The organism is Billgrantia hypersalina, from assembly GCF_052584175.1.
In genome coordinates this window covers 23,512-45,413 of the sequence record NZ_JBMIQI010000012.1, presented here as the reverse complement: position 1 = coordinate 45,413, position 21,902 = coordinate 23,512, and the positions used below count along the sequence as shown (strand labels likewise).

Genomic DNA, 21,902 nt, shown 5'->3' with positions numbered 1-21,902 from the left:
CGCTCGGCATGGCCTGCTCGCTGGTCTGGTTCCGCAGCGACCTGCGCGTCCGTGACAACACGGCGCTGGCTGCCGCCGCGCGCCATGGAACGGTCATCGCCGTATTCCTGCGCAGCGTCCCCCATTGGCAGGCACACGGCCACGGTGCCAACAAGCTCGACTTCTGGAATCGCGGCGTCGTCGCCTTGGGAGAAGCCCTGGCCGATGTCGGCATCCCCCTGCTGCATCGCGATATCGCGCACTTTGACGAAGCGCCGGCCACGCTGCTCGGCATCGCACAGGAAGTCGGCGCTACGGCACTACACTTCAACCGCGAATACCCGCTCGACGAAGAGCGGCGCGATCAAGCCGTGGTAGCCGCTTTTCAACGGGCCGGAATCAGCCCACGCGGCCATCACGACAGCATAGCCTTCGCTCCGGGCGAGCTGCTCACCGGCAAGGGGGACTTTTATCGTGTGTTCACCCCCTTTGCTCGCGCCTGGCATCGCCAGTTGACGGCACAGCGGCTGGCATTGCACGAACCGCCAGCCAAGCAGTCGCCGCCTCGCAACCCACGCGACACCATTCCACCCCTGCCTCGTCTCGCCGATGCGCCGATTGATGCGAGCCACTGGCCCGCCGGCGAGGCCGCCGCGAGCGACCGACTGGAGCGCTTCCTGCGCTCTCGGGTTCGCCGCTATGCCGCGCAGCGCGATTTTCCGGCGCTCGCCGGCACGAGCGAACTCTCCCCCTACCTGGCGCTCGGCATGATCTCGCCGCGACAGTGCTTGCAGGCGGCACTGAACGAGAACGACGGCAGTCTGGCCGAAGGCGACCCCGGGATCGCCAGCTGGGTCAACGAGTTGGTATGGCGCGAGTTTTACCACCACGTGGCCGCAGGGTTTCCCCGGGTATGCCGTCACCGCGCCTTTCAGCAGCACACCGAGGCGCTGGCCTGGCGCAACGACGAATCGGATTTTCTCGCCTGGTGCGAGGGACGCACGGGCTATCCCATCGTCGATGCCGCCATGCACCAACTGCTCCGCACCGGCTGGATGCACAATCGACTGCGCATGATAGCCGCCATGTTTCTGAGCAAGCATTTGCTGATCGACTGGCGGCGCGGCGAGGCCTTCTTCCTGTACCACCTGGTAGACGGTGAGTTCTGCGCCAACAATGGCGGCTGGCAGTGGGCCGCTTCGACCGGCACCGATGCCGCCCCCTACTTTCGCCTGTTCAACCCCACCACACAGTCGCGTCGCTTCGATCCGGACGGCCGCTTCATTGCCGAGTCCGTCCCCGAGTTGGCCGGGTTGCCGTCACGCGACCGTCACGCACCCAGCGACGCCCAGCGTGCCGGAGCCGGTTACCCGCCCCCCATCGTCGATCACGGAACGGCACGCCTTCGGGCGCTGGACGTCTTCAGGTCGTTACCTTCACTCGACTAGCGCAGCGCACCCCGCCCACCGAAGACATCACCACGCACCGGGACGATAGTCGGGAGCGTGCTGCGTCGCTGTGGGAAAACATTGGCGAGTGCCGTACAGGTTGGCCAAGGGACGAGGCCGGTAACAAGCTTGGCCTGCTATGCCGATGGCTCGGCTCGCAGCATCATCCCCGTCGCCTGCGACGACAGCGCTTGCCACTGGGCTTCGATCACCTCGGCCGGGCCCGGCCGCGCATAGAGATAGCCCTGAACCAGCCGACAGCCCGCCTGCTCCAGGAAATCGAGCTGACCGTGGGTTTCCACGCCCTCGGCCACCACATCCAACCCTAAGCCCCGCGCCATCGCCAGTACGGCACTGACGATGGCGGCATCGGCGGCGTCGTCGGGCAACGAACGGATGAAGGCACGGTCGAGCTTGAGCTTGTCCAGCGGCAGGTTCTTGAGGTAGCTCAGCGACGAGTAACCCATGCCGAAGTCATCGATGGCAATACGGTGCCCCTTGGCGCGCAGCGCCTCCAGCCGCGGCACGATATCGCCGGCGCGCTCGTCGAGCAGTACCGACTCCGTGAGCTCCAGGCCCAACTGGGAGGGTTCGATGCCATGCCTGGCCAGCCCCGCCGAGAGCGCCGTCTCGAGCTCGCCCTGGAACATCTGGATCGCTGAAATGTTGATCCATACGGGCAGCTTGGGTAACCCCCGCTCTCGCCAGCGCGCCATCTGCGACAGCGCCTCGTCGATCACCCAGTTGCCGAGCGGCCCCATCAGGCCATGGCGCTCGGCCAGCGGAATGAAATCGCCCGGCGAAACCATGCCATGCTCGGGATGACGCCAGCGCAGCAGTGCCTCCATGCCCACCACGGCGCCGTCCATGATGCGATGCTGGGTCTGGTAGTGAAGCTCGAGCTGGTCGCCGTTGGCCAGCGCATCGCGCAGGCCGTAGACCAGCGTCATGTGCGGTGTGTTCTGCACGTCCAGCGCGGGACGGAAGCGCTGGCTGACATTGCGACCATGTCGCTTGGCCGAGTAGAGCGCCGATTCTAGGCGCTGGAACAACACGCCGGACTCCTTGCCGTCCTCCGGCGCACGGCAACTGCCGATGGAGAGACCCAGTCGCAGGGTCTTGTTGCTCAGCTCGAACGGCTCGCCCAGGTGCTGGCGCAGACCGGCAACCCACTTATCGTGGTCGTCGAAGGTGGTGGTGCGTATTACCAGAAATTCGTCGCCGCCCAGGCGCCCCACAACGCCTCCCGCTACGTGTCCGGCCAGACGCTGGCCGAAGCGCGCCAGCAGCCGGTCGCCCTGCTCCACGCCGAGGCTGTCGTTGACCGACTTGAAGCCGTCGATGTCGACGATCGCCATGTCGAGGCTTTCGCCGGCCCGCAGGTGGCGCAGGCGTGAGGTCATCAGGTCGTGCAGGCGGCGTCGGTTGGGCAGCCCGGTGAGCGGGTCCTCGAATCCGATACGTCGAAGATCCTGTTCCCGTGCCTTGTGCACCGAGATGTCGGTGAAGGTGCCGACGTAGTGGCTGATGCGACCGCGACCATCAGTGACCGCCTTGACCCGCAGCCACTCGGGAAACTCGTCGCCCTGCTTGCGCCGGTTCCAGATTTCCCCTTCCCAGCGTCCCTTGCTGTGCAGCGTCTGCCAGAAGCGCTTGAAGAAGGCCGGGTCGTGACGCGCCGCGGCCAAATTGGCGGCATTGAGCCCGCGCACCTCCTCTTCGGTGAAACCGGTAATGCGAGTGAACGCAGGGTTGACGGCGAGAATTCGGTTCTCGGCGTCGGTTATCTGTACGCCCTCCTCGGAGAGCATCAGTGCCTGCTGCATCAGATCGGCGTGCTGGCGGTCGCGCTTGATCCGTCGCCAGGCATCCCACAGCCCCACCGCCACGATGGCAACCGCCACCACCCGCAAGCCAGGCCCCGGCAGCCATATACAGGCCGGCAACGCCACCAAGGCGGCCCAGGTCAGCGGTCGATTGAGTGCGAAGGATGGCCGCATGTAAGGTCCCGGAGTAACGGAAATAAGGTAAAAGGTGCGCCCATGCTGTGCATCGACCCTAGATGAAGTATCGACACTTTGCGTCGACACTTTAATCTCTGGTACCGGTCGCGTCATGCCTGACGTGCAATCGCCGCCCACGGCCAGTAGACTAGGCAGGGCCGCCCGGGCGGGTCGGCCCTCTGTGCCATGCCGCCTCTGCCAAGCACGCGGAAGGGCCCACAACAACTGCGACTCGGAACGACTCAGTGACCAAGCAACACTCTTTCGAACGCGAAGAACTGCTGGCATGCAGCCGCGGCGAGCTTTTCGGCCCTGGTAACGCCCAGCTGCCGGCACCCAACATGTTGATGCTCGACCGTATCACGGGCATCCATGAACAGGGAGGCCAGTTCAACAAGGGCGAACTGATTGCCGAGCTGGATATTCATCCCGACCTGTGGTTCTTCGGCTGCCATTTTCCCGGCGACCCCGTCATGCCCGGCTGCCTGGGCCTCGATGCCATGTGGCAGCTGGTGGGCTTCTACCTCGGCTGGCTCGGACATCCCGGTCGTGGCCGCGCCCTGGGCTGTGGAGAGGTGAAGTTCACCGGCCAGATTCTGCCCGAGGCTGACCAGGTCACGTACCATATTCATATCAAGCGCATCATCACCCGGCGCCTCATCCTTGGCATCGCCGATGGGACCGTGTCGGTCGATGGCCGCGAAATCTACCAGGCGAATGACCTTCGGGTCGGCCTGTTCACCTCTACCGCGAATTTCTGATACAGGAGGCTTCCATGCGACGAGTGGTGGTCACCGGTCTGGGCATCGTATCGTGCCTCGGCAACGACTCGCAGACGGTCGTCGAAGCGCTCATGAAGGGGCGCTCGGGTATTCGCTTCAAGGAAGAGTATGCCGAGCGCGGCTTTCGCAGCCAGGTCGCTGGGGTCGTCGACATCGACCTCGACGCATTGATCGACCGCAAGCTGCGCCGCTTCATGGGCGACGCCGCGGCGTATGCCTATGTGAGCATGGCCCAGGCCATCGAGGATTCCGGCCTTACTTCCGAGCAGGTTTCGAGCGAACGCACGGGGTTGATTGCCGGCTCCGGCGGCGCCTCCAGCGCCAACCAGGTCGAGGCCGCCGACGTGATGCGCGATAAGGGGCTGCGCCGGGTAGGGCCCTACCGGGTCACACGCACCATGGGCAGCACCGTCTCGGCGTGCCTGGCCACGCCTTTCAAGATCAAGGGCGTCAATTACTCGATCTCCTCCGCCTGCGCCACTTCCGCGCACTGCATCGGCAATGCCATGGAACAGATCCAGATGGGCAAGCAGGATATCGTCTTCGCCGGCGGCGGCGAGGAGGAACACTGGACGCTGTCGTGCCTGTTCGACGCCATGGGCGCCTTGACGACCCAGTACAACGATACGCCCGACAAGGCCTCGCGCCCCTATGACCAGGCTCGCGACGGCTTCGTCATTGCGGGTGGCGGGGGCATGTTGGTGCTCGAGGAGCTCGAACACGCCAAGGCGCGAGGCGCAAAGATCTATGCCGAGCTGGTCGGCTACGGCGCGACCTCCGACGGCCACGATATGGTCGCTCCCTCCGGCGAAGGCGCCATGCGCTGCATGCGCCAGGCGCTGGCTACCGTCGATGGCAAGATCGACTACATCAATACCCACGGCACCTCGACGCCGGTGGGCGATGTGGCCGAGCTGAAGGCCATTCGCGAAGTCTTCGGCGACAGCACGCCGCCGATGAGCTCCACCAAATCGCTCACCGGCCACTCGCTGGGCGCCACCGGCGTACAGGAAACCATCTATTCCCTGCTGATGATGGAGCACGACTTCATCGCCGCCTCGGCGAACGTCGAGGCACTCGACGACCAGGCGGCCGGCTTCGATATCGTCACCCGCATGCGCGAGGGCGTCAGCGTCGACCGCGTGCTCTCCAACAGCTTCGGCTTCGGCGGTACCAACGCCTGCCTGGTACTCCAGCGTTACCGCGACTGACCGGCAGCCGGACGACCGCTGAACAAAAGGCGCCCCACGGGCGCCTTTTGTGTTTTCAAGACGACTGAGTCAGCGCTACCCGGCCCCGGCTCCCACCGCCGGTTTGGCATCCGTCGGGCGAGGGATTTCGGAAATCTCGGCCAATCGCGCCTCTATCCATGCCTCGACCTCGACCAGCACCTCCTCCGGCGTCCGGCCCACGGTATCGATGGGCTCCCCCACCACCACGTTGAGCACACCCGGGTTCTTCACCCAGTATCGCCCCGGCCAGCGTTCGCCGGCGTTATGGGCCACCGGAAGCACCGGCACCCCGGCACGACAGGCGATGACGGCACCGCTCTTGTTATAGCGGCGTCGCTGGCCCGGATCCACCCGGGTGCCCTCGGGGAAGATCAGTACCGACAAACCTTCCTGCAGGCGTGACACGCCCTGGCTCAGTACCTGCCGCATGGCCCGGGCCGGCTTCGAGCGGTCCACCCCGATGGGATGCAGCAATCGCAGCCCCCAGCCGAACACCGGGATGCGCAACAGCTCCTGCTTGAGCACCGTACATACCGGTGGCTTGAGAATCTGCAGGTAGATGGTCTCCCATTCGCACTGGTGGTTGGCCAGGATCACGCAGGGGCCCTGTGGCAAGTGCTCCCTGCCGCGAACCCGATAGGTCACGCCGCAAGTCCAGCGGAACCAGGCGGTGATGAAATGGTTGTAGAGATTGAGCAGCCGATAGCGGGCCGGCAGCGCCAACAGCGGGGCCACGGGCAGCAACAGCGCACCGAAGACGAAAATGGCAAGAAAGTAGCCGACATAGAACAACAGGCTGCGCAACACATTCATGGGGAAGTGCGGCCCTCTTCGTCGAGGCCGGTGGCGCGGCGAGCCTGACACCATTCGTCGAGCAGGCGGCCCACTTCCAGCCGCCACGGCTTCTGGTGAACGCCGAAGGCTTCCAGTACGCGCCGGCAGTTGAGCACTCGCCGCAGTGGCTGGTCATGATGATGCTTGAGCGCCTTGACCTCGCCCAACGCCACCTGCTCGCCGAGCCCTTCCAGGCGCGTCGAGAGCTGGGTACGCACCATGGAGGTGAAGGTGTAGGCGCTGACCGGTTCCGTACCCGCCAGGTGGTAGGCCCCCCAGGCACTGGAGCCGCAGACCAGCTGGTGCAACATGCCCACCAGCGCCATGGCTACGGCGTCCGCCGACGTGGGGCAGAAGATGACGTCCTGGGCCGCGCGAACCTCCTCCCCGGTCACCAGGCTGTCGATCACGCCGCTGAGCCAGGCGTGCCCGCCCTCCAGCGCGAACAGCGGCCCCAGGCGCACGATCAGGTGCCGCGGATGACTCTGGCGGATGCGGTCGCCAATGGCGATCAGCCGCCGGAGGCTTTCGTCGCGCGGCGCCGGTATCACGTGCTCGTCGATGGGTGTCTCGAAACCGTCCTGGTAGAGCTGATCGGAAACGCACCACACCAGCGGCGTATCCGTTTCACGGCACGCCGCCAGGCAAGTATCCACTCCCTCACCGTGGGCCACCACGGCCGCCGGCTCGATCTCCATCGGCGCCGAAAGAGGCGGGATGATCACCGCATCCGGCGCCAGCTCACGCAGCAGCGCAGCATCGATGTCGAGACCTGCCTCGATGACGAGCTCGGTATCGCTGCGCCGGTGCACGAGCCTGGCCAAGGCCAGGTTGAGGCAGTGACCGGCATCCAGTACCAACAGCTTCACACAATAGCCTCCGGTCGCCTCATGCGGGTGCCAGTCAGAACGGGATCTCGTCGTCGAAGTCGTCGAAGCTGCCCGGGTCGGGGGCACCGTAATTGTTCTGTTTCTGGCCGCCCTGCTGGGGCTGACCGGCCGGCGCGGGTCGCTGCTGGGGCTGACCACCGCCGTAGCCACCCTGCTGGGGGGCATTGCCATAGCCGCCACCTTGGCCTGGGGCGCCATAACCACCCCCTTGCTGTGGGGTGCCCCCTTGCTGCGGGGCTGGTGCGCCCTGGGAGGCACCGTAGCCGCCCTGCTGAGGCGGCATGCTCGCTCCGGGCTGAGCGCCGAAGTCGCCGCTGCGGGTGTCGAGCATCTGCATGTCGTTGACCACGATTTCGGTGGTGTAGCGATCCTGGCCGTCCTGCCCCTGCCACTTGCGCGTCTGCAGGCGACCTTCGAGATACACCCGCGAGCCTTTCTTCAAATACTGCTGGGCGATTTCGGCCAGACGATTGAACAGCACCACCGAATGCCATTCGGTACGCTCCTGGCGCTGCCCGCTCTGGCGGTCGGTCCAGGTATCGGTGGTAGCGACGCGCAGATTGGCAACGGGGCTGCCGGACGGCATGAAGCGAACCTCAGGATCCTGCCCCAGGTTGCCAATGAGAATGACCTTGTTGACGCCACGGGCCATGCTGGACTCCCTCTATGATGAACATGTGCATTGTAATGTTTCGGCCATGCAGACCGATACCTGCCGGGCAGGCTAGCCGCCGCGGTGGCGACTCGAACGGATCAGGCGCGCCAGAGCCTCCTCGTCGAGCCGGCGACGGTCCACCTTAAGATACGCCACTCGCTCCTCAGGCACGACCATAACGTCCTCGACCCCGGCCACTTCGGCGAAACTCGCCATCAGCGTATCGAGCGTATCCTCGTGTTGCTCGTCGCCCAGTGCCACCACTTCGCTCGACAGGTGAGGCGGCGTCGGCATGCCCAGCATCAGCAGCCACCATACGCCGGCCAACAGGGCGCTACCGATGAAGACCGCCGGCAGGCCCCACTGTTGAGCCAGGGAGCCTCCCAGTACGCCGCCGAGGAAGGCGCCGAGAAACTGGCTGGTGGAGTAGACGCCCATCGCCGTTCCCTTGGCGCCGGCCGGTGCGAGCTTGCTGAGCATCGAGGGCAACATCGCCTCGAGTAAATTGAAGGCGGTGAAGAAAAGCAGCAGCCAGGCAAACAGCGACCAACCGCCGCCGAAGCCGGCGAGGCCGGCCAGGCTGACCGTGATGGCGGCGATCGCCGCCAGACTCATGCCCTTCATGCGCTGGCGCTTCTCGGCCACGATCACCAGCGGCACCATGGCGACGAAGGCCAGCGCCATGATGGCCAGGTAGGTCAGGCCATGCCGCTCGGCATCGATGCCCGCCTCGACCAGGCGAAACGGCACGGCAACGAAGATGGCCATCAGCACCAGGTGCAGGGCGAAGATCGACAGGTCGAGCCGCCACAGGTCGGCACGGGTGAGGGTCACCGCCAGCTGCTGCCGGTCGATGCCCACATCGCGGTGGCGCAGCCGACGCGGCGCCGGCGGGACCAGTTTCCACAGCACTGCCAATCCCACGCCAGCGAGCAGGGCAGTAAACCAAAATACCGAGGAAAGGCCGAACGCCGCTGCCAGCCATGGCCCCAGCACCATGGCCACGGCGAACGCCACACCAATGGAGAGTCCAATGGTGGCCATCGCAGCCGTGCGCACCTGTTCCCGGGTCTGATCGGCGAGCAGGGCCATGATCGCCGCAGCCACCGCTCCGCTGCCCTGCAGGCAGCGCCCGGCGATGACCCCGCCGATGGTGTCGGCACTGGCCGCCACCACGCTGCCGAGCAGGAACAGAACGAGCCCACCGGCGATGACCGGCTTGCGCCCCAGACGATCGGAAAGCAGGCCGAAAGGGATCTGCAGCACCGCCTGGGTCAGGCCATAGATGCCCAGCGCCAGGCCCACCAACAGCGGGGTGGCGCCAGCCAGTTCGTCGGCGTACAGCGCCAACACCGGCAGTACCATGAAAAGCCCCAGCATGCGCGTGGCATACAGGCCGGCCAAGCCGATGATGGCACGCCGTTCGGAGGCTAGCAGCAGTCCAGAGACCTTGCGCATAGAGGGCAGACATTTCCATGGGTAGGCGGGCCGGGGCCCTTTGATGAACCGACTATTCTAACGATTCCGGCCCCAGCAGGAAACGTCCCGGCCACTGGTGCTTTGGCGCGCAGTGGGCCGCAGGCGTATAATCGAGGTTTTGCCCAGCGCCATGAGGTGTGAATGGACAGGATCGTGGTCAGGGGTGCGCGCACCCACAACCTCAAGCAGATCGACGTCGAACTGCCCCGCGACAGCCTGATCGTGGTCACGGGCCTTTCGGGCTCGGGCAAGTCGTCGCTGGCTTTCGACACCCTCTATGCCGAAGGCCAGCGGCGCTACGTCGAGTCGCTCTCCACCTATGCCCGCCAGTTCCTGTCCATGATGGAGAAGCCCGACGTCGATCACATCGAAGGGCTGTCGCCGGCGATTTCCATCGAGCAGAAGTCCACCTCGCACAACCCCCGCTCTACCGTAGGCACCATTACCGAGATCTACGACTACCTGCGCCTGCTGTTCGCTCGTGCAGGCACGCCGCGCTGCCCCGAGCACGGCGAGGAGCTCGAGGCCAGCACCATCTCGCAAATGGTCGACCAGGTGCTCGCCCTGCCCGAAGGCAGCAAGCTGATGCTGCTCGCACCGGTGGTCACGGGGCGCAAGGGCGAACACTTGCAGCTGCTGGCCGAACTGCGCGCTCAGGGCTTCGTGCGCGTCATGGTCGACGGCCAGGCGCTCGAGCTCGACGACATCGCACCGCTCGACAAGAACAAGAAGCATGACATCAGCGTGGTGGTCGACCGCATCAAGGTGCGCGAAGGGCTCCAGCAACGGTTGGCTGAGTCGTTCGAGACCGCGCTCACGCTGGCAGACGGCATAGCCGTGGTCCACTTCATGGACGGCGAGGCCGAGGACATCACCTTCTCGGCGCGCTTTGCCTGTCCGGTGTGCGGCTACGCCATCGCCGAACTCGAACCGCGCATGTTCTCGTTCAACAACCCCGCCGGCGCCTGCCCCACCTGCGACGGGCTTGGTGTGCAGCAGGTCTTCGACCCCGACAAGCTGGTCAGCCATCCGGAGCTTTCGCTGGCCGAGGGCGTGATCAAGGGCTGGGACCGCCGCAGCGTCTACTATTTCAGCCAGCTGCAGGCCGTGGCCGACCACTACCGCTTCACCCTCGAGACAGCGTGGCAGGACCTCGCCCGCCACGAGAAGGATATCGTCCTCTATGGTAGCGGCGACGACGAGATCGCCTTCAGCTATGTCAACGATCGTGGGCGGCGCGTTACCCGCGAGCACCCCTTCGAGGGCGTGCTGCCCAACATGCAGCGGCGTTACCGCGAAACCGAGTCGAGCATGGTGCGCGAGGAACTGGCCCGCTACATCGCCGACCGCCCCTGCCCCACCTGCCACGGCTCGCGCCTGCGCAAGGAAGCACGCCACGTCTTCGTGGACGATCATACCCTCCCACAAATCGTGCAGCTGCCGATCGGCGAGGCCTGGGATTACTTCCATCAACTGACCTTGCCCGGGCGTAAGGGCGAGATCGCTCATAAAGTGATCAACGAAATCCAGGCGCGCCTTGAGTTCCTGGTCAATGTCGGGCTCGATTATCTCAATCTCGAGCGCAGCGCCGAAACGCTTTCCGGCGGCGAGGCCCAGCGCATCCGCCTGGCCAGCCAGATCGGCGCCGGCCTGGTGGGCGTCATGTACATCCTCGACGAGCCCTCCATCGGCCTGCATCAGCGCGATAACGATCGTCTGCTCAAGACGCTGATTCACCTGCGCGACCTGGGCAATACCGTGATCGTGGTGGAACACGACGAGGACGCCATTCGCGCCGCCGATCATGTGCTCGACATCGGCCCTGGCGCAGGCGTTCACGGCGGGCGCATCGTCGCCCAGGGTACTCCCGAGGAGGTGATGTCGACGCCCGAATCGCTCACCGGCCAGTACTTGTCGGGGGAGCGTCGCATCGAAATCCCGCCGTGGCGCATTCCCGGCAACCCGGAAAAGCATCTGCGCCTGACCGGGGCGAGCGGCAACAACCTGCACCACGTCACCCTCGAGCTGCCACTGGGCCTGTTCATTTGCGTCACCGGCGTCTCCGGCTCGGGCAAGTCGACGCTGATCAACTCGACCCTCATGCCGATCGCCGCGCGTGAACTCAACCACGCCACGACGTTGACACCTGCGCCCTACGACGCCATCGAAGGGCTCGACCAACTCGACAAGGTGATCGATATCGACCAGAGCCCCATCGGGCGCACGCCGCGGTCCAACCCGGCCACCTATACCGGGATTTTCACCCCCATCCGTGAACTCTTCGCCGGGACCCAGGAGGCGCGCTCACGAGGCTACAAGCCGGGCCGCTTTAGCTTCAATGTCAAGGGCGGACGCTGCGAGGCATGCCAGGGCGAAGGCATGATCAAGGTCGAGATGCACTTCCTGCCCGACATCTACGTGCCGTGCGACGTGTGCAAGGGCAAGCGCTACAACCGCGAGACGCTGGAAATCCAGTACAAGGGCAAGAGCATCGACGAAGTGCTCGAGATGACGGTGGAGGAGGCGCTGGAGTTCTTCAGCCCCGTGCCCGCCATCGCGCGCCGGCTGCAGACACTGCTCGACGTGGGCCTCTCCTACATCCGGCTGGGACAGAGCGCCACCACCCTTTCCGGCGGCGAGGCCCAGCGGGTCAAGCTGGCCCGGGAGCTGGCCAAGCGCGACACCGGCAAGACGCTCTACATCCTCGACGAGCCCACCACCGGGCTGCACTTCGAGGATATTCGCCAGCTGCTCGCCGTGCTGCACCGCCTACGCGACCATGGCAACACCATCGTGGTCATCGAGCACAACCTCGACGTGATCAAGACAGCCGACTGGATCGTCGACCTCGGCCCCGAGGGCGGCTCCGGCGGCGGCCGTATCATCGCTGAGGGAACGCCGGAGCAGGTGGCGAACATGGAAGTCTCGCACACGGGGCGCTTCCTCAAGCCGCTGCTGGAGCGGGCCAGGGAGCGCAAGACCGAGCCGGCGACCACCAAATAGGGTTGTGACAACAATAAAAAAAACCCGGCTTCGCACGAAGCCGGGTTTTTCGTCTTGTACAGCATTGCCGGGCCGGGCCCGCCGTCGAGGATCACTCTTCGGCGGCGGCTTCCTCGACCTCCTCGACGACCGGGCGGTCAACGAGTTCGACGAAGGCCATGGGGGCGTTGTCGCCGGTGCGGAAGCCGCACTTGAGGATACGGACGTAACCGCCCGGACGCTCGGCGTAACGCGGACCCAGCTCGTTGAAGAGCTTGCCGACCGCTTCCTTCGAGCGGGTGCGGCTAAAGGCCAGACGACGGTTGGCGACGCTGTCCTGCTTGGCCAGGGTGATCAGCGGCTCGATGACGCGACGCAGTTCCTTGGCCTTGGGCAGGGTTGTCTTGATCACTTCGTGCTCGATCAACGACACGCTCATGTTCTTGAACATGGCCTGGCGATGCGAACTGGTACGATTCAGGTGACGACCACTCTTACGATGACGCATGGTTGTGATTCCTTACCAAACTGGGACTCGAGTCGACGCTCACGCGGAGGCCTTGTCGTCCTTCAGGCTCGCCGGCGGCCAGTTTTCCAGCCGCATGCCAAGGGAAAGACCACGAGCAGCCAACACGTCCTTGATTTCGTTCAAAGACTTCTTGCCGAGGTTCGGCGTCTTCAGCAGCTCCACTTCGGTGCGCTGGATCAGATCGCCGATGTAATAGATATTCTCGGCCTTCAGGCAGTTGGCACTGCGGACGGTCAACTCGAGATCGTCTACGGGGCGCAGCAGGATGGGATCGACATGATCCTCTTCCTCCTCGACCTCCTGTTCCTTGTCGGCTTCAAGATCGACGAACGCGGCCAGCTGCTCCTGCAGGATGGTGGCGCTGCGGCGAATGGCCTCCTCGGGATCCAGGGTGCCGTCGGTTTCCAGGTCGATGATCAGCTTGTCGAGGTCGGTGCGCTGCTCGACGCGCGCAGCATCGACGGCATACGAGACGCGACGCACGGGGCTGAAGGTGGCATCCAGCTGCAGGCGACCGATGGCGCGAGATTCGTCGTCGGCGCCAACACGGGCATCTGCCGGCTCATAGCCGCGGCCACGAGCGACCTTGAGCTGCATCTTGAGCTCGGCACCCTCGTTGACGTGGGCGATGACGTGATCCGGGTTGACGATCTCGACGTCATGATCGAGGACGATATCGCCCGCAGTCACAACGGCCGGGCCCTGCTTGTTCAGCGAGAGCATCGCCTCGTCGCGACTGTGCATGCGGATGGCCACGTCCTTGAGGTTCAGGAGGATCTCGATGACATCTTCCTGAACGCCCTCGATCGCGCTGTACTCATGCTCGACACCCGTGATCTCGACTTCCACCACGGCGCAGCCGGGCATGGACGAGAGCAGAATGCGACGCAGCGCATTGCCCAGGGTATGGCCAAAGCCACGCTCGAACGGCTCGAGCACGATCTTCGCGTGATGCGCGCTGATCTCTTCGACCTTGATATCGCGCGGACGGAGAAACTCTGTCACTGAACGCTGCATAACTACACCTTTGAGGCTGCCTAACGGTTACTCGGTACTCGCTACCGGCCCCGAAGGGCCGGCACGACGCGGTCAGCGACGATTACTTCGAGTACAGCTCGACGATCAGGTTTTCGTTGATGTCGGCCGACAGGTCGCCGCGCTCCGGGATAGCCTTGAAGGTGCCTTCCATCTTCTTCGCGTCCACCTCGATCCAGGCGACGTCGCCACGGTTGGCGGCAATGGAAAGCGCACTCTGGATGCGCGCCTGGTTCTTCGCCTTCTCGCGAACGGAAACCACGTCGCCGGGCTTGACCTGATAGGAGGCCACGTTGACGGTACGGCCGTTGACCGCAATCGCCTTGTGGCTCACCAGCTGGCGTGCCTCGGAGCGGGTGGAACCGAAGCCCATGCGGTAGACGACGTTGTCCAGTCGGGATTCGAGCAGCTGCAGCAGGACTTCACCGGTGGCGCCGGAGCGACGGGCGGCCTCCTTGTAGTAGCTGCGGAACTGCTTCTCGAGCACGCCGTAGATACGACGCACTTTCTGCTTCTCACGAAGCTGCAAGCCGTAGTCGGAAAGACGCTGACGGCGCTGGCCGTGCACACCCGGAATCTGCTCGGATTTGCACTTCTTCTCGAAGGGAGTCACACCGCTCTTCAGAAAGAGGTCGGTGCCTTCACGACGAGACAGTTTGCACTTCGGTCCAATATAACGAGCCATGAATCTGTCTCCTTAAACGCGGCGTTTCTTCGGCGGACGGCAGCCATTGTGGGGAATGGGCGTCGCGTCAGTGATGCTCTGCACGCGGAAGCCGGCAGCGCTCAGTGCGCGCACGGCGGATTCACGACCAGGACCGGGGCCCTTGACCAGCACGTCGACGTTTTTCACACCATACTCGGCTGCAGCGGTCGCTGCACGTTCGCTTGCCACTTGAGCAGCGAACGGGGTGCTCTTGCGAGAACCACGAAAACCCGAACCACCGGCAGTCGCCCATGAAAGAGCGTTGCCCTGGCGGTCTGTGATCGTCACGATCGTGTTGTTAAAAGAGGCGTGGATATGCGCAACGGCGTCCACTACCTGCTTTTTAACCTTTTTACGGTTGCTACGCGGGTTAGCCATGTTGATGTCTATTCCTGTCTTTACGCCAGAACGTGCGTGTTACTTGCGGATCGGCTTGCGCGGGCCCTTGCGGGTACGCGCGTTAGTCTTGGTCCGCTGACCACGCAGCGGAAGACTACGACGATGACGCAGACCACGATAGCAACCCAGGTCCATGAGACGCTTGATATTCAGCGTCACATCACGACGAAGGTCACCTTCCACGGTGTACTTGCCGACCTCGGCACGCAGGGCATCGACCTCTTCCGAGGAGAGCTCCTGAATCTTGGTGGTCGGCGCGATGCCGGTAGCGGCACAGATTTCCTGCGCACGCGTACGGCCAATCCCGAAGATATAGGTCAGCGAGATCGCCGCATGCTTGTTGTCCGGGATATTGACGCCTGCAATACGGGCCATCAGCTTTCTCCGAAATTTGAGCGGCTTGCTCGATTAGTTGCTACAAAAGGCGCAACAGCATACCCCTTTACCCGCCTTGGGGCAAGAGGTATGCCGGCGCCGCCATTCTATTCGCGCCGGGATCAACCCTGGCGCTGCTTGTGCCGCGGCTCGATGCAGATGACGCGGACCGCGCCATTGCGCCGAATGATCTTGCAGTTGCGGCACATCTTCTTGACGGAAGCTCGAACTTTCATCGTTCCTTCTCCAAAATCGGCACACGGCGCGCCAGTTCACCGGCGGCGCGACTCAGCGCATGATGCCGCCGCTGCCATAGCCTTTCAGGTTGGACTTCTTCATCACCGACTCGTACTGATGCGACATGAGATGCGACTGCACCTGGGCCATGAAGTCCATGATCACCACCACCACGATCAAAAGCGAGGTACCGCCGAAAAAGAACGGCACGTTCCACGCCACGATCAGGAACTGGGGCATCAGGGAAACCGCAGTGATGTAAAGGGCACCGAATAAGGTCAGACGGGTCATGACCTTGTCGACATAGCGAGCGGTCTGCTCACCAGGGCGAATACCCGGGAGGAAGGCCCCTGACTTCTTGAGGTTGTCAGCGACATCCTTGGGGTTGAAGACCAGCGCTGTGTAAAAGAAGCAGAAGAATACCACCGCCGCCGCGAAAAGCAAGATGTACAGCGGCTGGCCCGGGCCCAAGGCCTGGGAAGCACGCTGCAGCCACTCCATGCCATCCCCGGCTCCGACCCACTGGCCAATGGAGGCGGGGAAAAGCAGGATACTGGAAGCGAAAATCGGCGGAATCACGCCCGCCATGTTCACTTTCAGCGGCAGGTAACTGCTCTGCCCAGCGTACATCTTGTTTCCGACCTGACGTCGCGGGTAGTTCACCGTGATACGGCGCTGGCCGCGCTCGATGAACACCACGAAAGCCACGGTCGCCACACCCAGCGCGGAGAGGGCCAGCAGCGGTAGCACGTTCCACGCACCTTCGTTGCGGGCCAGCTCGAACGCCTGGCCCACCGCACCCGGCAAACCAGCGACGATCCCCGCGAAGATCAGCAGCGAGATACCGTTGCCGATACCTTTCTCGGTGATCTGCTCACCCAGCCACATCAGGAACACTGCGCCCGACACGAAAGTGACGATGGCAGTGAAATAGAAGCTGAAGTCGGCGGTATAAGCAATGCCCTGGCTGGCCAGGCCCACCGACATGCCGGTGGCCTGGACGAAAGCCAGCACCACGGTGCCGTAGCGGGTGTACTGGCTGATCTTGCGACGACCAGCCTCGCCCTCCTTCTTCAACTGCTCGAGGTGGGGCGAGACTGCGGTCAGCAGCTGCATGATGATCGACGCTGATATGTAGGGCATGATGCCCAGGGCGAAGATACTCATGCGTTCCAGCGCACCGCCCGAGAACATGTTGAACAGTCCCAGGATGGTGCCCTGCTGCTCCCTGAACAAGGCAGCAAGCTGGTCAGGATTGATACCGGGAACGGGGATATGGGCACCGATGCGGTACACCACGATGGCGAGGAGCACGAAGCGCAGGCGCGCCCACAGTTCACTCAGACCGCTGCCCATCGCCGGCATGTTTCCTGACTTGGCCATTTAGTCCTCTACCTTGCCGCCGGCGGCCTCGATCGCGGCACGGGCACCCTTGGTGACCTTGAGACCGCGAACGATAACCGCCTTGTTGACGTCGCCGGAAAGAATGATCTTCGCGTGCTGGGTGGCACCCTTGAGGACGTTCGCCTGCTTCAGGGTCTCCAGGGTGACTTCGTCACCGCTGACCTTGGCCAGCTCGCTCAGACGCACCTCTTCGGTGACCAGAGACTTCATGGAGGTGAAGCCGAACTTCGGCAAGCGCCGCTGCAGCGGCATCTGACCGCCTTCGAAACCGGGCTTCACGCTGCCGCCGCTGCGCGACTTCTGGCCCTTGTGGCCACGGCCACCGGTCTTGCCCAGACCGGAACCCATGCCACGGCCGACGCGCTTCTCGGCGTGCTTGGAGCCCGGAGCCGGGCTTAAGCTATTGAGTTTCATGGATTACTCTCCCTCTACCCGCACAAGGTAGTTGACCTTGTGGATCATGCCGCGGACGGCAGGGGTGTCTTCCAGTTCGACCGTATGACCGATGCGGCGCAGCCCCAGGCCCTTCATGGTGGCCTTGTGCTTGGGCAGTGTGCCGATGGTGCTACGGATCTGGGTAACCTTGAGTGTGGCTGCCATGGTATTTACCCCGTGATCGCTTCGACAGACAGGCCACGCTTGGCGGCGATGTCTTCCGGCGACTGCATGGAAGCGAGACCCTTGACGGTCGCGCGCACCACGTTCACCGGATTGGTGGAGCCGTAGCACTTGGCCAGGACGTCGTGGACGCCAGCCAACTCGAGCACGGAGCGCATGGCGCCGCCGGCAATGATCCCGGTACCTTCGGAAGCCGGCTGCATGTACACCTTGGAGGCACCATGACGGGCCTTGACCGGGTACTGCAGCGTGTGGCCCTTGAGGCTCACCTTGACCATATTGCGGCGCGCCTGATCCATGGCCTTCTGGATCGCGACCGGCACTTCACGCGCCTTGCCGCGACCGAAGCCGACACGACCATTGCCGTCGCCCACGACGGTCAGTGCGGTGAAGCCGAAAATACGGCCACCCTTGACCACCTTGGCGACGCGGTTGACCTGCACGAGCTTTTCCTGCAGGTCGCCGGTGTTCTGTTCGTTCTTCGCCATCGTAAAACCCTTTAGAATTCCAGGCCGCCTTCACGTGCGGCGTCGGCCAGGGCCTTCACGCGACCGTGGTACTTGTAACCGGCACGATCGAAGGCCACCTGGGTGATGCCAGCCTGCTTGGCGCGTTCGGCAATCAGCGCACCGACCTTGGCGGCGGCGTCAGAGTTGCCAGTCGCCCCCTCACGCAGGTCCTTGTCCAGCGTGGAAGCGCTGGCCAGCACCTTGCCACCATCCGGCGAGATGATCTGCGCGTAGATGTGGCGGGGGGTACGATTGACGCACAGGCGATACACGCCCAGCTCGCGCATCTTGGCGCGAGCGCGGCGGGCACGACGGAGACGAGATTCTTTCTTCGCGTTCATAACCCTGCCTTACTTCTTCTTGGCTTCTTTACGACGCACCTGCTCGTCGGCATACCGCACACCCTTGCCCTTGTAGGGCTCAGGCGGACGGAAGGCACGAACCTCGGCGGCGACCTGGCCCAGCTTCTGCTTGTCCGCGCTCTTCAGCACGATGACGGTGTTCTTCGGCGTTTCCGCGGAGACACCCTCAGGCAGCGAATACTCGACCGGGTGAGAGAAGCCCAGTGACAGATTCAGCGTCTGGCCACTTGCCTGGGCACGATAGCCGACGCCAACGATTTCGAGGGTCTTGGTAAAACCCTCGGAGACGCCGGTGACCAGGTTCTGGACCAGAGCACGAGTAGTGCCGACCATGGCCCAGGACTTGGCGCTCTCGCTCGGATTGAAGGTCAGCTGACCCTCTTCCTGACCGATGGCCACGTCCGGGTGAACGGTCATGGACAGCGCGCCCTGGCTGCCCTTGACGGTCAACTGGTCGCCGTCGAGCTTGATGTCGACGCCGGCGGGCACTTTAACCGGATATTTGGCTACGCGGGACATTCCAGACTCCTAGAATACGGTGCAGATGACTTCGCCACCGACGCCCGCCTGGCGAGCGGCACGGTCGGTCATCACGCCCTGGGAGGTGGTGACGATCGCCACACCCATGCCGTCCGCGACTTTGGGCAGTGCATCCTTGCCCTTGTACTGACGCAGGGACGGCTTGGATACCCGCTGCAGGTGCTCGATGACCGGCCTGCCCTCGAAGTACTTGAGGGTCACGGTCAGCTCGGGCTTGGTACCTTCAGCGACCGCGAAGTCGTTGATATAGCCCTCTTCCTTCAATACGCGGGCCACCTGGACCTTGAGCTTGGAGGACGGCATGGTGACCGTCTCCTTGGTGGCCATTTGCGCATTGCGGATACGGGTGAACATATCCGCCAGAGTGTCTTGCATGCTCATTTACATTGCGCTCCTGATGTTTCCGTGGCGGCTTACCAGCTGGACTTCTTCAGCCCAGGGACCTCGCCACGCATAGCGGCTTCACGCAGCTTGTTACGGGCAAGCCCGAACTTGTTGTAGTAGCCGTGCGGACGGCCGGTCATACGGCAGCGGTTACGCTGACGAACCGGGCTGGAGTCCCGCGGCAACTGCTGCAGTTTCAGCGTCGCCTCGAAGCGCTCTTCGTCGGAAGTGTTCACGTTCTGGATGATCGCCTTGAGCTCGGCACGGCGGGCCGCATACTTCTCGACCAGCTTGGTGCGCTTGAGCTCGCGTTCAATCATGCTTTTCTTTGCCATGATCCCACCCTTATTTCTTGAACGGGAAGTTCAGCGCGCTCAGCAGCGCACGACCTTCCTCGTCGGTGTTGGCAGTAGTGGTGATGGTGACATCCAGCCCACGAATCCGATCGATCTTATCATATTCGATCTCGGGGAAGATGATCTGCTCACGCACACCCATGGAGTAGTTGCCGCGACCGTCGAAGGACTTCGGGTTGAGACCACGGAAGTCACGTACGCGGGGAATCGCGATATTGACCAGACGATCAAGGAATTCCCACATGCGCTCGGCGCGCAGGGTCACCTTGATGCCGATCGGCCAACCTTCGCGCACCTTGAAGCCCGCGATGGACTTGCGCGCCTTGGTCACCAGCGGCTTCTGACCGGAGAGCTTCTCCAGGTCGCCGATGGCATTCTCGATCAGCTTCTTGTCGCTGGTCGCGTCACCGATACCCATGTTGAGGGTCACCTTGGTGATCCGCGGCACTTGCATCACGTTGGCGTAGCTGAACTGCTCTTTGAGCTGAGCCACCACCTCGTTCTGATAACGTTCTTTCAAGTTCGCCATTTTGCTACCCGACTCGCGTTAGGCGTCGATCTGCGTCTGCGTCGACTTGTAGATACGTACCTTGGTACCGTCTTCCTTAACCTGGAAGCCGACGCGATCCGCCTTACCGGTCTCCGAGTTGAAGATCGCCACGTTGGACGCGTGAATCGGAGCCTCGCGCTCGACGATACCGCCCTGATTGCCCGCCATAGGGTTGGGCTTGGTGTGACGCTTGATCATGTTCACACCGGACACGACGAAGCGTTCGTCCTTAAGGACGCGCTTGACGGTGCCACGCTTGCCCTTGTCCTTGCCGGCGATGACGATCACTTCATCGTCACGTTTGATCTTTTGCATATCCGCCTCGCTCCTTACAGCACTTCGGGCGCCAGGGAAATGATCTTCATGAACTTCTCGGTACGAAGCTCACGGGTCACCGGTCCGAAGATACGGGTACCGATCGGCTGTTCGTTGGTGTTGTTCAACAGAACCGCCGCATTTCCATCGAAGCGGATCAGCGAACCGTCGGAACGACGGACACCGCTGCGGGTGCGAACCACTACCGCCTTGAGGACCTGGCCTTTCTTGACCTTGCCACGCGGAATGGCTTCCTTCACCGTGACCTTGATGATGTCACCGACACGCGCGTAGCGGCGGTGTGAGCCGCCAAGCACCTTGATGCACTGCACCCGGCGCGCTCCGCTGTTGTCGGCGACATCCAGCATTGTCTGAGTCTGAATCATCGGTTTTCTCCAAACCTAATCTGACTGCTCTCGCCGAGCTCAGCCCTTGGCCTGCTCGATCACCTCGACCAGCGTCCAGGCCTTCTTCTTGGACAGCGGACGGCACTCCTGAATGGAAACCGTGTCACCGGCCTTGGCCTGGTTCGTCTCGTCGTGGGCGTGCAGCTTGGTGGAGCGCTTGACGTACTTGCCGTAGATCGGATGCCGCTCGCGGCGCTCGATCATGACGACGATGGATTTTTCCATCTTGTCGCTCACCACCTTGCCGGTGAGCGTACGGGCTTTCTTTTCTTCGGCCATCTCAGTCACCTGCCTTCTCGTTGAGCACAGTCTTCACCCGGGCGATATCCCGACGAACCTGCTTGAGCAGATGAGTCTGGCTGAGCTGGCCGGTGGCCTTCTGCATGCGCAGGTTGAACTGCTCGCGGAGGAGTTCGAAGAGCTGCTCCTGGAGCTGCTCGACTGACTTTTCACGAATTTCCTGGGCTTTCATCACATCACCGTCCGTTTCACAAAGGTGGTGGATATGGGCATCTTCTGCGCGGCCAGGGAGAAGGCCTCACGGGCCAGCTCTTCGGATACGCCTTCGATCTCATAAAGGACCCGGCCCGGCTGGATCTGTGCGACCCAGTACTCGACGGAGCCCTTGCCCTTACCCATACGGACTTCGAGCGGCTTCTTGGAAATCGGCTTGTCGGGGAAGACGCGGATCCAGATCTTGCCGCCACGCTTGACGTGACGGGTGATCGCACGACGGCCGGCTTCGATCTGACGCGCCGTGATGCGGCCGCGACCGGTTGCCTTCAGGCCGTATTCCCCGAAGCTGATCTTGCTTCCGCGATGCGCCAGGCCACGGTTGCGGCCTTTCATCATCTTGCGGAATTTCATGCGCTTGGGCTGTAACATCGACTCG

The 21,902-nt window shown here is 63.3% G+C and carries 29 protein-coding genes; 4 read left to right on the top strand and 25 right to left on the bottom strand.

The window, feature by feature from the left end; all coding sequences use genetic code 11:
- The first annotated feature begins 8 nt into the window (after window positions 1-8).
- Window positions 9-1,427: a deoxyribodipyrimidine photo-lyase gene (gene phrB, locus ACOJCM_RS11065; RefSeq protein WP_445212104.1), complete on the top strand. Its 1,419-nt coding sequence runs from the start codon at window positions 9-11 to the stop codon at window positions 1,425-1,427.
- A gap of 137 nt (window positions 1,428-1,564) precedes the next feature.
- Here phrB and ACOJCM_RS11060 read toward each other — a convergent pair whose 3' ends face one another.
- On the bottom strand, window positions 1,565-3,427 hold the full coding sequence (locus tag ACOJCM_RS11060; RefSeq protein ID WP_445212103.1) for a putative bifunctional diguanylate cyclase/phosphodiesterase: 1,863 nt from the start codon (window positions 3,425-3,427) through the stop codon (window positions 1,565-1,567).
- A 248-nt stretch (window positions 3,428-3,675) separates the two neighbouring features.
- Here ACOJCM_RS11060 and fabA point away from each other — a divergent pair, with 248 nt between their 5' ends.
- Complete coding sequence (gene fabA / locus ACOJCM_RS11055) at window positions 3,676-4,191, top strand: 3-hydroxyacyl-[acyl-carrier-protein] dehydratase FabA (protein WP_445212102.1); 516 nt, start codon at window positions 3,676-3,678, stop codon at window positions 4,189-4,191.
- A gap of 14 nt (window positions 4,192-4,205) precedes the next feature.
- The gene (fabB, locus tag ACOJCM_RS11050; RefSeq protein ID WP_445212101.1) at window positions 4,206-5,423 is read left to right on the top strand and encodes a beta-ketoacyl-ACP synthase I; all 1,218 of its coding nucleotides are present in this window, start codon (window positions 4,206-4,208) and stop codon (window positions 5,421-5,423) included.
- 75 nt (window positions 5,424-5,498) lie between these two features.
- Here the strand turns inward: fabB and ACOJCM_RS11045 are convergent, their stop codons facing one another.
- The 4 genes from ACOJCM_RS11045 to ACOJCM_RS11030 form a co-directional block, all read right to left on the bottom strand.
- Entirely contained in the window at window positions 5,499-6,257 is a 759-nt protein-coding gene (locus ACOJCM_RS11045) for a lysophospholipid acyltransferase family protein (RefSeq protein ID WP_445212100.1), read from the bottom strand.
- Complete coding sequence (locus tag ACOJCM_RS11040) at window positions 6,254-7,147, bottom strand: sugar nucleotide-binding protein (protein ID WP_445212099.1); 894 nt, start codon at window positions 7,145-7,147, stop codon at window positions 6,254-6,256. Before ACOJCM_RS11040 ends, ACOJCM_RS11045 begins: the two co-directional genes overlap by 4 nt.
- A gap of 34 nt (window positions 7,148-7,181) precedes the next feature.
- Window positions 7,182-7,820, bottom strand: a complete 639-nt coding sequence (gene ssb / locus ACOJCM_RS11035) for a single-stranded DNA-binding protein (RefSeq protein ID WP_445212098.1) — start codon at window positions 7,818-7,820, stop codon at window positions 7,182-7,184.
- A gap of 72 nt (window positions 7,821-7,892) precedes the next feature.
- The gene (locus ACOJCM_RS11030; protein ID WP_445212097.1) at window positions 7,893-9,281 is read right to left on the bottom strand and encodes an MFS transporter; all 1,389 of its coding nucleotides are present in this window, start codon (window positions 9,279-9,281) and stop codon (window positions 7,893-7,895) included.
- A 162-nt stretch (window positions 9,282-9,443) separates the two neighbouring features.
- Between ACOJCM_RS11030 and uvrA the strand changes: the two genes are divergently transcribed.
- Window positions 9,444-12,305, top strand: coding sequence for an excinuclease ABC subunit UvrA (gene uvrA / locus ACOJCM_RS11025; RefSeq protein ID WP_445212096.1), 2,862 nt, complete (start codon window positions 9,444-9,446; stop codon window positions 12,303-12,305).
- A gap of 91 nt (window positions 12,306-12,396) precedes the next feature.
- Here the strand turns inward: uvrA and rplQ are convergent, their stop codons facing one another.
- The 20 genes from rplQ to rplP form a co-directional block, all read right to left on the bottom strand.
- Window positions 12,397-12,792, bottom strand: a complete 396-nt coding sequence (gene rplQ / locus ACOJCM_RS11020; protein ID WP_010626491.1) for a 50S ribosomal protein L17 — start codon at window positions 12,790-12,792, stop codon at window positions 12,397-12,399.
- Between the two features lie 39 nt (window positions 12,793-12,831).
- Window positions 12,832-13,830, bottom strand: coding sequence for a DNA-directed RNA polymerase subunit alpha (locus tag ACOJCM_RS11015; protein WP_445212095.1), 999 nt, complete (start codon window positions 13,828-13,830; stop codon window positions 12,832-12,834).
- 82 nt (window positions 13,831-13,912) lie between these two features.
- Entirely contained in the window at window positions 13,913-14,533 is a 621-nt protein-coding gene (rpsD, locus tag ACOJCM_RS11010; RefSeq protein WP_010626489.1) for a 30S ribosomal protein S4, read from the bottom strand.
- A gap of 12 nt (window positions 14,534-14,545) precedes the next feature.
- The gene (rpsK, locus tag ACOJCM_RS11005) at window positions 14,546-14,932 is read right to left on the bottom strand and encodes a 30S ribosomal protein S11 (protein ID WP_010626488.1); all 387 of its coding nucleotides are present in this window, start codon (window positions 14,930-14,932) and stop codon (window positions 14,546-14,548) included.
- A gap of 39 nt (window positions 14,933-14,971) precedes the next feature.
- Window positions 14,972-15,328, bottom strand: coding sequence for a 30S ribosomal protein S13 (rpsM, locus tag ACOJCM_RS11000; RefSeq protein ID WP_010626487.1), 357 nt, complete (start codon window positions 15,326-15,328; stop codon window positions 14,972-14,974).
- Between the two features lie 122 nt (window positions 15,329-15,450).
- Window positions 15,451-15,564 (bottom strand): 50S ribosomal protein L36, encoded by a 114-nt coding sequence (gene rpmJ, locus ACOJCM_RS10995; RefSeq protein ID WP_009099023.1) that lies wholly within the window; start codon window positions 15,562-15,564, stop codon window positions 15,451-15,453.
- A gap of 52 nt (window positions 15,565-15,616) precedes the next feature.
- The gene (secY, locus tag ACOJCM_RS10990) at window positions 15,617-16,948 is read right to left on the bottom strand and encodes a preprotein translocase subunit SecY (protein WP_445212094.1); all 1,332 of its coding nucleotides are present in this window, start codon (window positions 16,946-16,948) and stop codon (window positions 15,617-15,619) included.
- Complete coding sequence (gene rplO / locus ACOJCM_RS10985; RefSeq protein ID WP_445212093.1) at window positions 16,949-17,383, bottom strand: 50S ribosomal protein L15; 435 nt, start codon at window positions 17,381-17,383, stop codon at window positions 16,949-16,951. It abuts the gene before it with no gap.
- 3 nt (window positions 17,384-17,386) lie between these two features.
- Window positions 17,387-17,569, bottom strand: coding sequence for a 50S ribosomal protein L30 (rpmD, locus tag ACOJCM_RS10980; RefSeq protein ID WP_010626484.1), 183 nt, complete (start codon window positions 17,567-17,569; stop codon window positions 17,387-17,389).
- A 5-nt stretch (window positions 17,570-17,574) separates the two neighbouring features.
- Window positions 17,575-18,075, bottom strand: a complete 501-nt coding sequence (gene rpsE, locus ACOJCM_RS10975; protein WP_010626483.1) for a 30S ribosomal protein S5 — start codon at window positions 18,073-18,075, stop codon at window positions 17,575-17,577.
- Between the two features lie 11 nt (window positions 18,076-18,086).
- The gene (gene rplR / locus ACOJCM_RS10970) at window positions 18,087-18,437 is read right to left on the bottom strand and encodes a 50S ribosomal protein L18 (RefSeq protein WP_111413347.1); all 351 of its coding nucleotides are present in this window, start codon (window positions 18,435-18,437) and stop codon (window positions 18,087-18,089) included.
- Window positions 18,438-18,446: 9 nt separating this feature from the next.
- Window positions 18,447-18,977 carry a 50S ribosomal protein L6 gene (gene rplF / locus ACOJCM_RS10965; RefSeq protein ID WP_445212092.1) on the bottom strand — a complete coding sequence of 177 codons (531 nt, stop codon included), beginning with the start codon at window positions 18,975-18,977 and terminating at the stop codon, window positions 18,447-18,449.
- 9 nt (window positions 18,978-18,986) lie between these two features.
- On the bottom strand, window positions 18,987-19,379 hold the full coding sequence (gene rpsH / locus ACOJCM_RS10960) for a 30S ribosomal protein S8 (RefSeq protein ID WP_445212091.1): 393 nt from the start codon (window positions 19,377-19,379) through the stop codon (window positions 18,987-18,989).
- Between the two features lie 32 nt (window positions 19,380-19,411).
- Entirely contained in the window at window positions 19,412-19,717 is a 306-nt protein-coding gene (gene rpsN / locus ACOJCM_RS10955; RefSeq protein WP_445212090.1) for a 30S ribosomal protein S14, read from the bottom strand.
- 10 nt (window positions 19,718-19,727) lie between these two features.
- Window positions 19,728-20,267 carry a 50S ribosomal protein L5 gene (gene rplE / locus ACOJCM_RS10950; protein WP_111413343.1) on the bottom strand — a complete coding sequence of 180 codons (540 nt, stop codon included), beginning with the start codon at window positions 20,265-20,267 and terminating at the stop codon, window positions 19,728-19,730.
- Between the two features lie 18 nt (window positions 20,268-20,285).
- Entirely contained in the window at window positions 20,286-20,603 is a 318-nt protein-coding gene (rplX, locus tag ACOJCM_RS10945; RefSeq protein WP_086507996.1) for a 50S ribosomal protein L24, read from the bottom strand.
- A 14-nt stretch (window positions 20,604-20,617) separates the two neighbouring features.
- On the bottom strand, window positions 20,618-20,989 hold the full coding sequence (gene rplN, locus ACOJCM_RS10940) for a 50S ribosomal protein L14 (protein WP_010626476.1): 372 nt from the start codon (window positions 20,987-20,989) through the stop codon (window positions 20,618-20,620).
- A 39-nt stretch (window positions 20,990-21,028) separates the two neighbouring features.
- The gene (gene rpsQ, locus ACOJCM_RS10935) at window positions 21,029-21,289 is read right to left on the bottom strand and encodes a 30S ribosomal protein S17 (protein ID WP_411796744.1); all 261 of its coding nucleotides are present in this window, start codon (window positions 21,287-21,289) and stop codon (window positions 21,029-21,031) included.
- Between the two features lies 1 nt (window position 21,290).
- Window positions 21,291-21,482 carry a 50S ribosomal protein L29 gene (rpmC, locus tag ACOJCM_RS10930; RefSeq protein ID WP_010626474.1) on the bottom strand — a complete coding sequence of 64 codons (192 nt, stop codon included), beginning with the start codon at window positions 21,480-21,482 and terminating at the stop codon, window positions 21,291-21,293.
- Window positions 21,482-21,895, bottom strand: a complete 414-nt coding sequence (gene rplP / locus ACOJCM_RS10925; RefSeq protein ID WP_102588120.1) for a 50S ribosomal protein L16 — start codon at window positions 21,893-21,895, stop codon at window positions 21,482-21,484. The genes rpmC and rplP overlap by 1 nt, the downstream gene beginning before the upstream one ends.
- Window positions 21,896-21,902 lie beyond the last annotated feature (7 nt).

Coding starts and splice junctions, on each gene's coding strand:
- rpsM (WP_010626487.1), bottom strand. CDS start 15,328: ATGGCCCGTATTGCAGGCGTCAATATCCCGGACAACAAGCATGCGGCG.
- rplN (WP_010626476.1), bottom strand. CDS start 20,989: ATGATTCAGACTCAGACAATGCTGGATGTCGCCGACAACAGCGGAGCG.
- rpmD (WP_010626484.1), bottom strand. CDS start 17,569: ATGGCAGCCACACTCAAGGTTACCCAGATCCGTAGCACCATCGGCACA.
- ACOJCM_RS11060 (WP_445212103.1), bottom strand. CDS start 3,427: ATGCGGCCATCCTTCGCACTCAATCGACCGCTGACCTGGGCCGCCTTG.
- rplX (WP_086507996.1), bottom strand. CDS start 20,603: ATGCAAAAGATCAAACGTGACGATGAAGTGATCGTCATCGCCGGCAAG.
- rpsN (WP_445212090.1), bottom strand. CDS start 19,717: ATGGCAAAGAAAAGCATGATTGAACGCGAGCTCAAGCGCACCAAGCTG.
- uvrA (WP_445212096.1), top strand. CDS start 9,444: ATGGACAGGATCGTGGTCAGGGGTGCGCGCACCCACAACCTCAAGCAG.
- ACOJCM_RS11030 (WP_445212097.1), bottom strand. CDS start 9,281: ATGCGCAAGGTCTCTGGACTGCTGCTAGCCTCCGAACGGCGTGCCATC.
- phrB (WP_445212104.1), top strand. CDS start 9: ATGGCCTGCTCGCTGGTCTGGTTCCGCAGCGACCTGCGCGTCCGTGAC.
- ACOJCM_RS11045 (WP_445212100.1), bottom strand. CDS start 6,257: ATGAATGTGTTGCGCAGCCTGTTGTTCTATGTCGGCTACTTTCTTGCC.
- ssb (WP_445212098.1), bottom strand. CDS start 7,820: ATGGCCCGTGGCGTCAACAAGGTCATTCTCATTGGCAACCTGGGGCAG.
- rpsK (WP_010626488.1), bottom strand. CDS start 14,932: ATGGCTAACCCGCGTAGCAACCGTAAAAAGGTTAAAAAGCAGGTAGTG.
- rplQ (WP_010626491.1), bottom strand. CDS start 12,792: ATGCGTCATCGTAAGAGTGGTCGTCACCTGAATCGTACCAGTTCGCAT.
- rplE (WP_111413343.1), bottom strand. CDS start 20,267: ATGGCGAACTTGAAAGAACGTTATCAGAACGAGGTGGTGGCTCAGCTC.
- rpmJ (WP_009099023.1), bottom strand. CDS start 15,564: ATGAAAGTTCGAGCTTCCGTCAAGAAGATGTGCCGCAACTGCAAGATC.
- rplP (WP_102588120.1), bottom strand. CDS start 21,895: ATGTTACAGCCCAAGCGCATGAAATTCCGCAAGATGATGAAAGGCCGC.
- rplR (WP_111413347.1), bottom strand. CDS start 18,437: ATGAACGCGAAGAAAGAATCTCGTCTCCGTCGTGCCCGCCGCGCTCGC.
- rpmC (WP_010626474.1), bottom strand. CDS start 21,482: ATGAAAGCCCAGGAAATTCGTGAAAAGTCAGTCGAGCAGCTCCAGGAG.
- rplO (WP_445212093.1), bottom strand. CDS start 17,383: ATGAAACTCAATAGCTTAAGCCCGGCTCCGGGCTCCAAGCACGCCGAG.
- rpsH (WP_445212091.1), bottom strand. CDS start 19,379: ATGAGCATGCAAGACACTCTGGCGGATATGTTCACCCGTATCCGCAAT.
- ACOJCM_RS11015 (WP_445212095.1), bottom strand. CDS start 13,830: ATGCAGCGTTCAGTGACAGAGTTTCTCCGTCCGCGCGATATCAAGGTC.
- rplF (WP_445212092.1), bottom strand. CDS start 18,977: ATGTCCCGCGTAGCCAAATATCCGGTTAAAGTGCCCGCCGGCGTCGAC.
- fabB (WP_445212101.1), top strand. CDS start 4,206: ATGCGACGAGTGGTGGTCACCGGTCTGGGCATCGTATCGTGCCTCGGC.
- rpsQ (WP_411796744.1), bottom strand. CDS start 21,289: ATGGCCGAAGAAAAGAAAGCCCGTACGCTCACCGGCAAGGTGGTGAGC.
- rpsD (WP_010626489.1), bottom strand. CDS start 14,533: ATGGCTCGTTATATTGGACCGAAGTGCAAACTGTCTCGTCGTGAAGGC.
- secY (WP_445212094.1), bottom strand. CDS start 16,948: ATGGCCAAGTCAGGAAACATGCCGGCGATGGGCAGCGGTCTGAGTGAA.
- rpsE (WP_010626483.1), bottom strand. CDS start 18,075: ATGGCGAAGAACGAACAGAACACCGGCGACCTGCAGGAAAAGCTCGTG.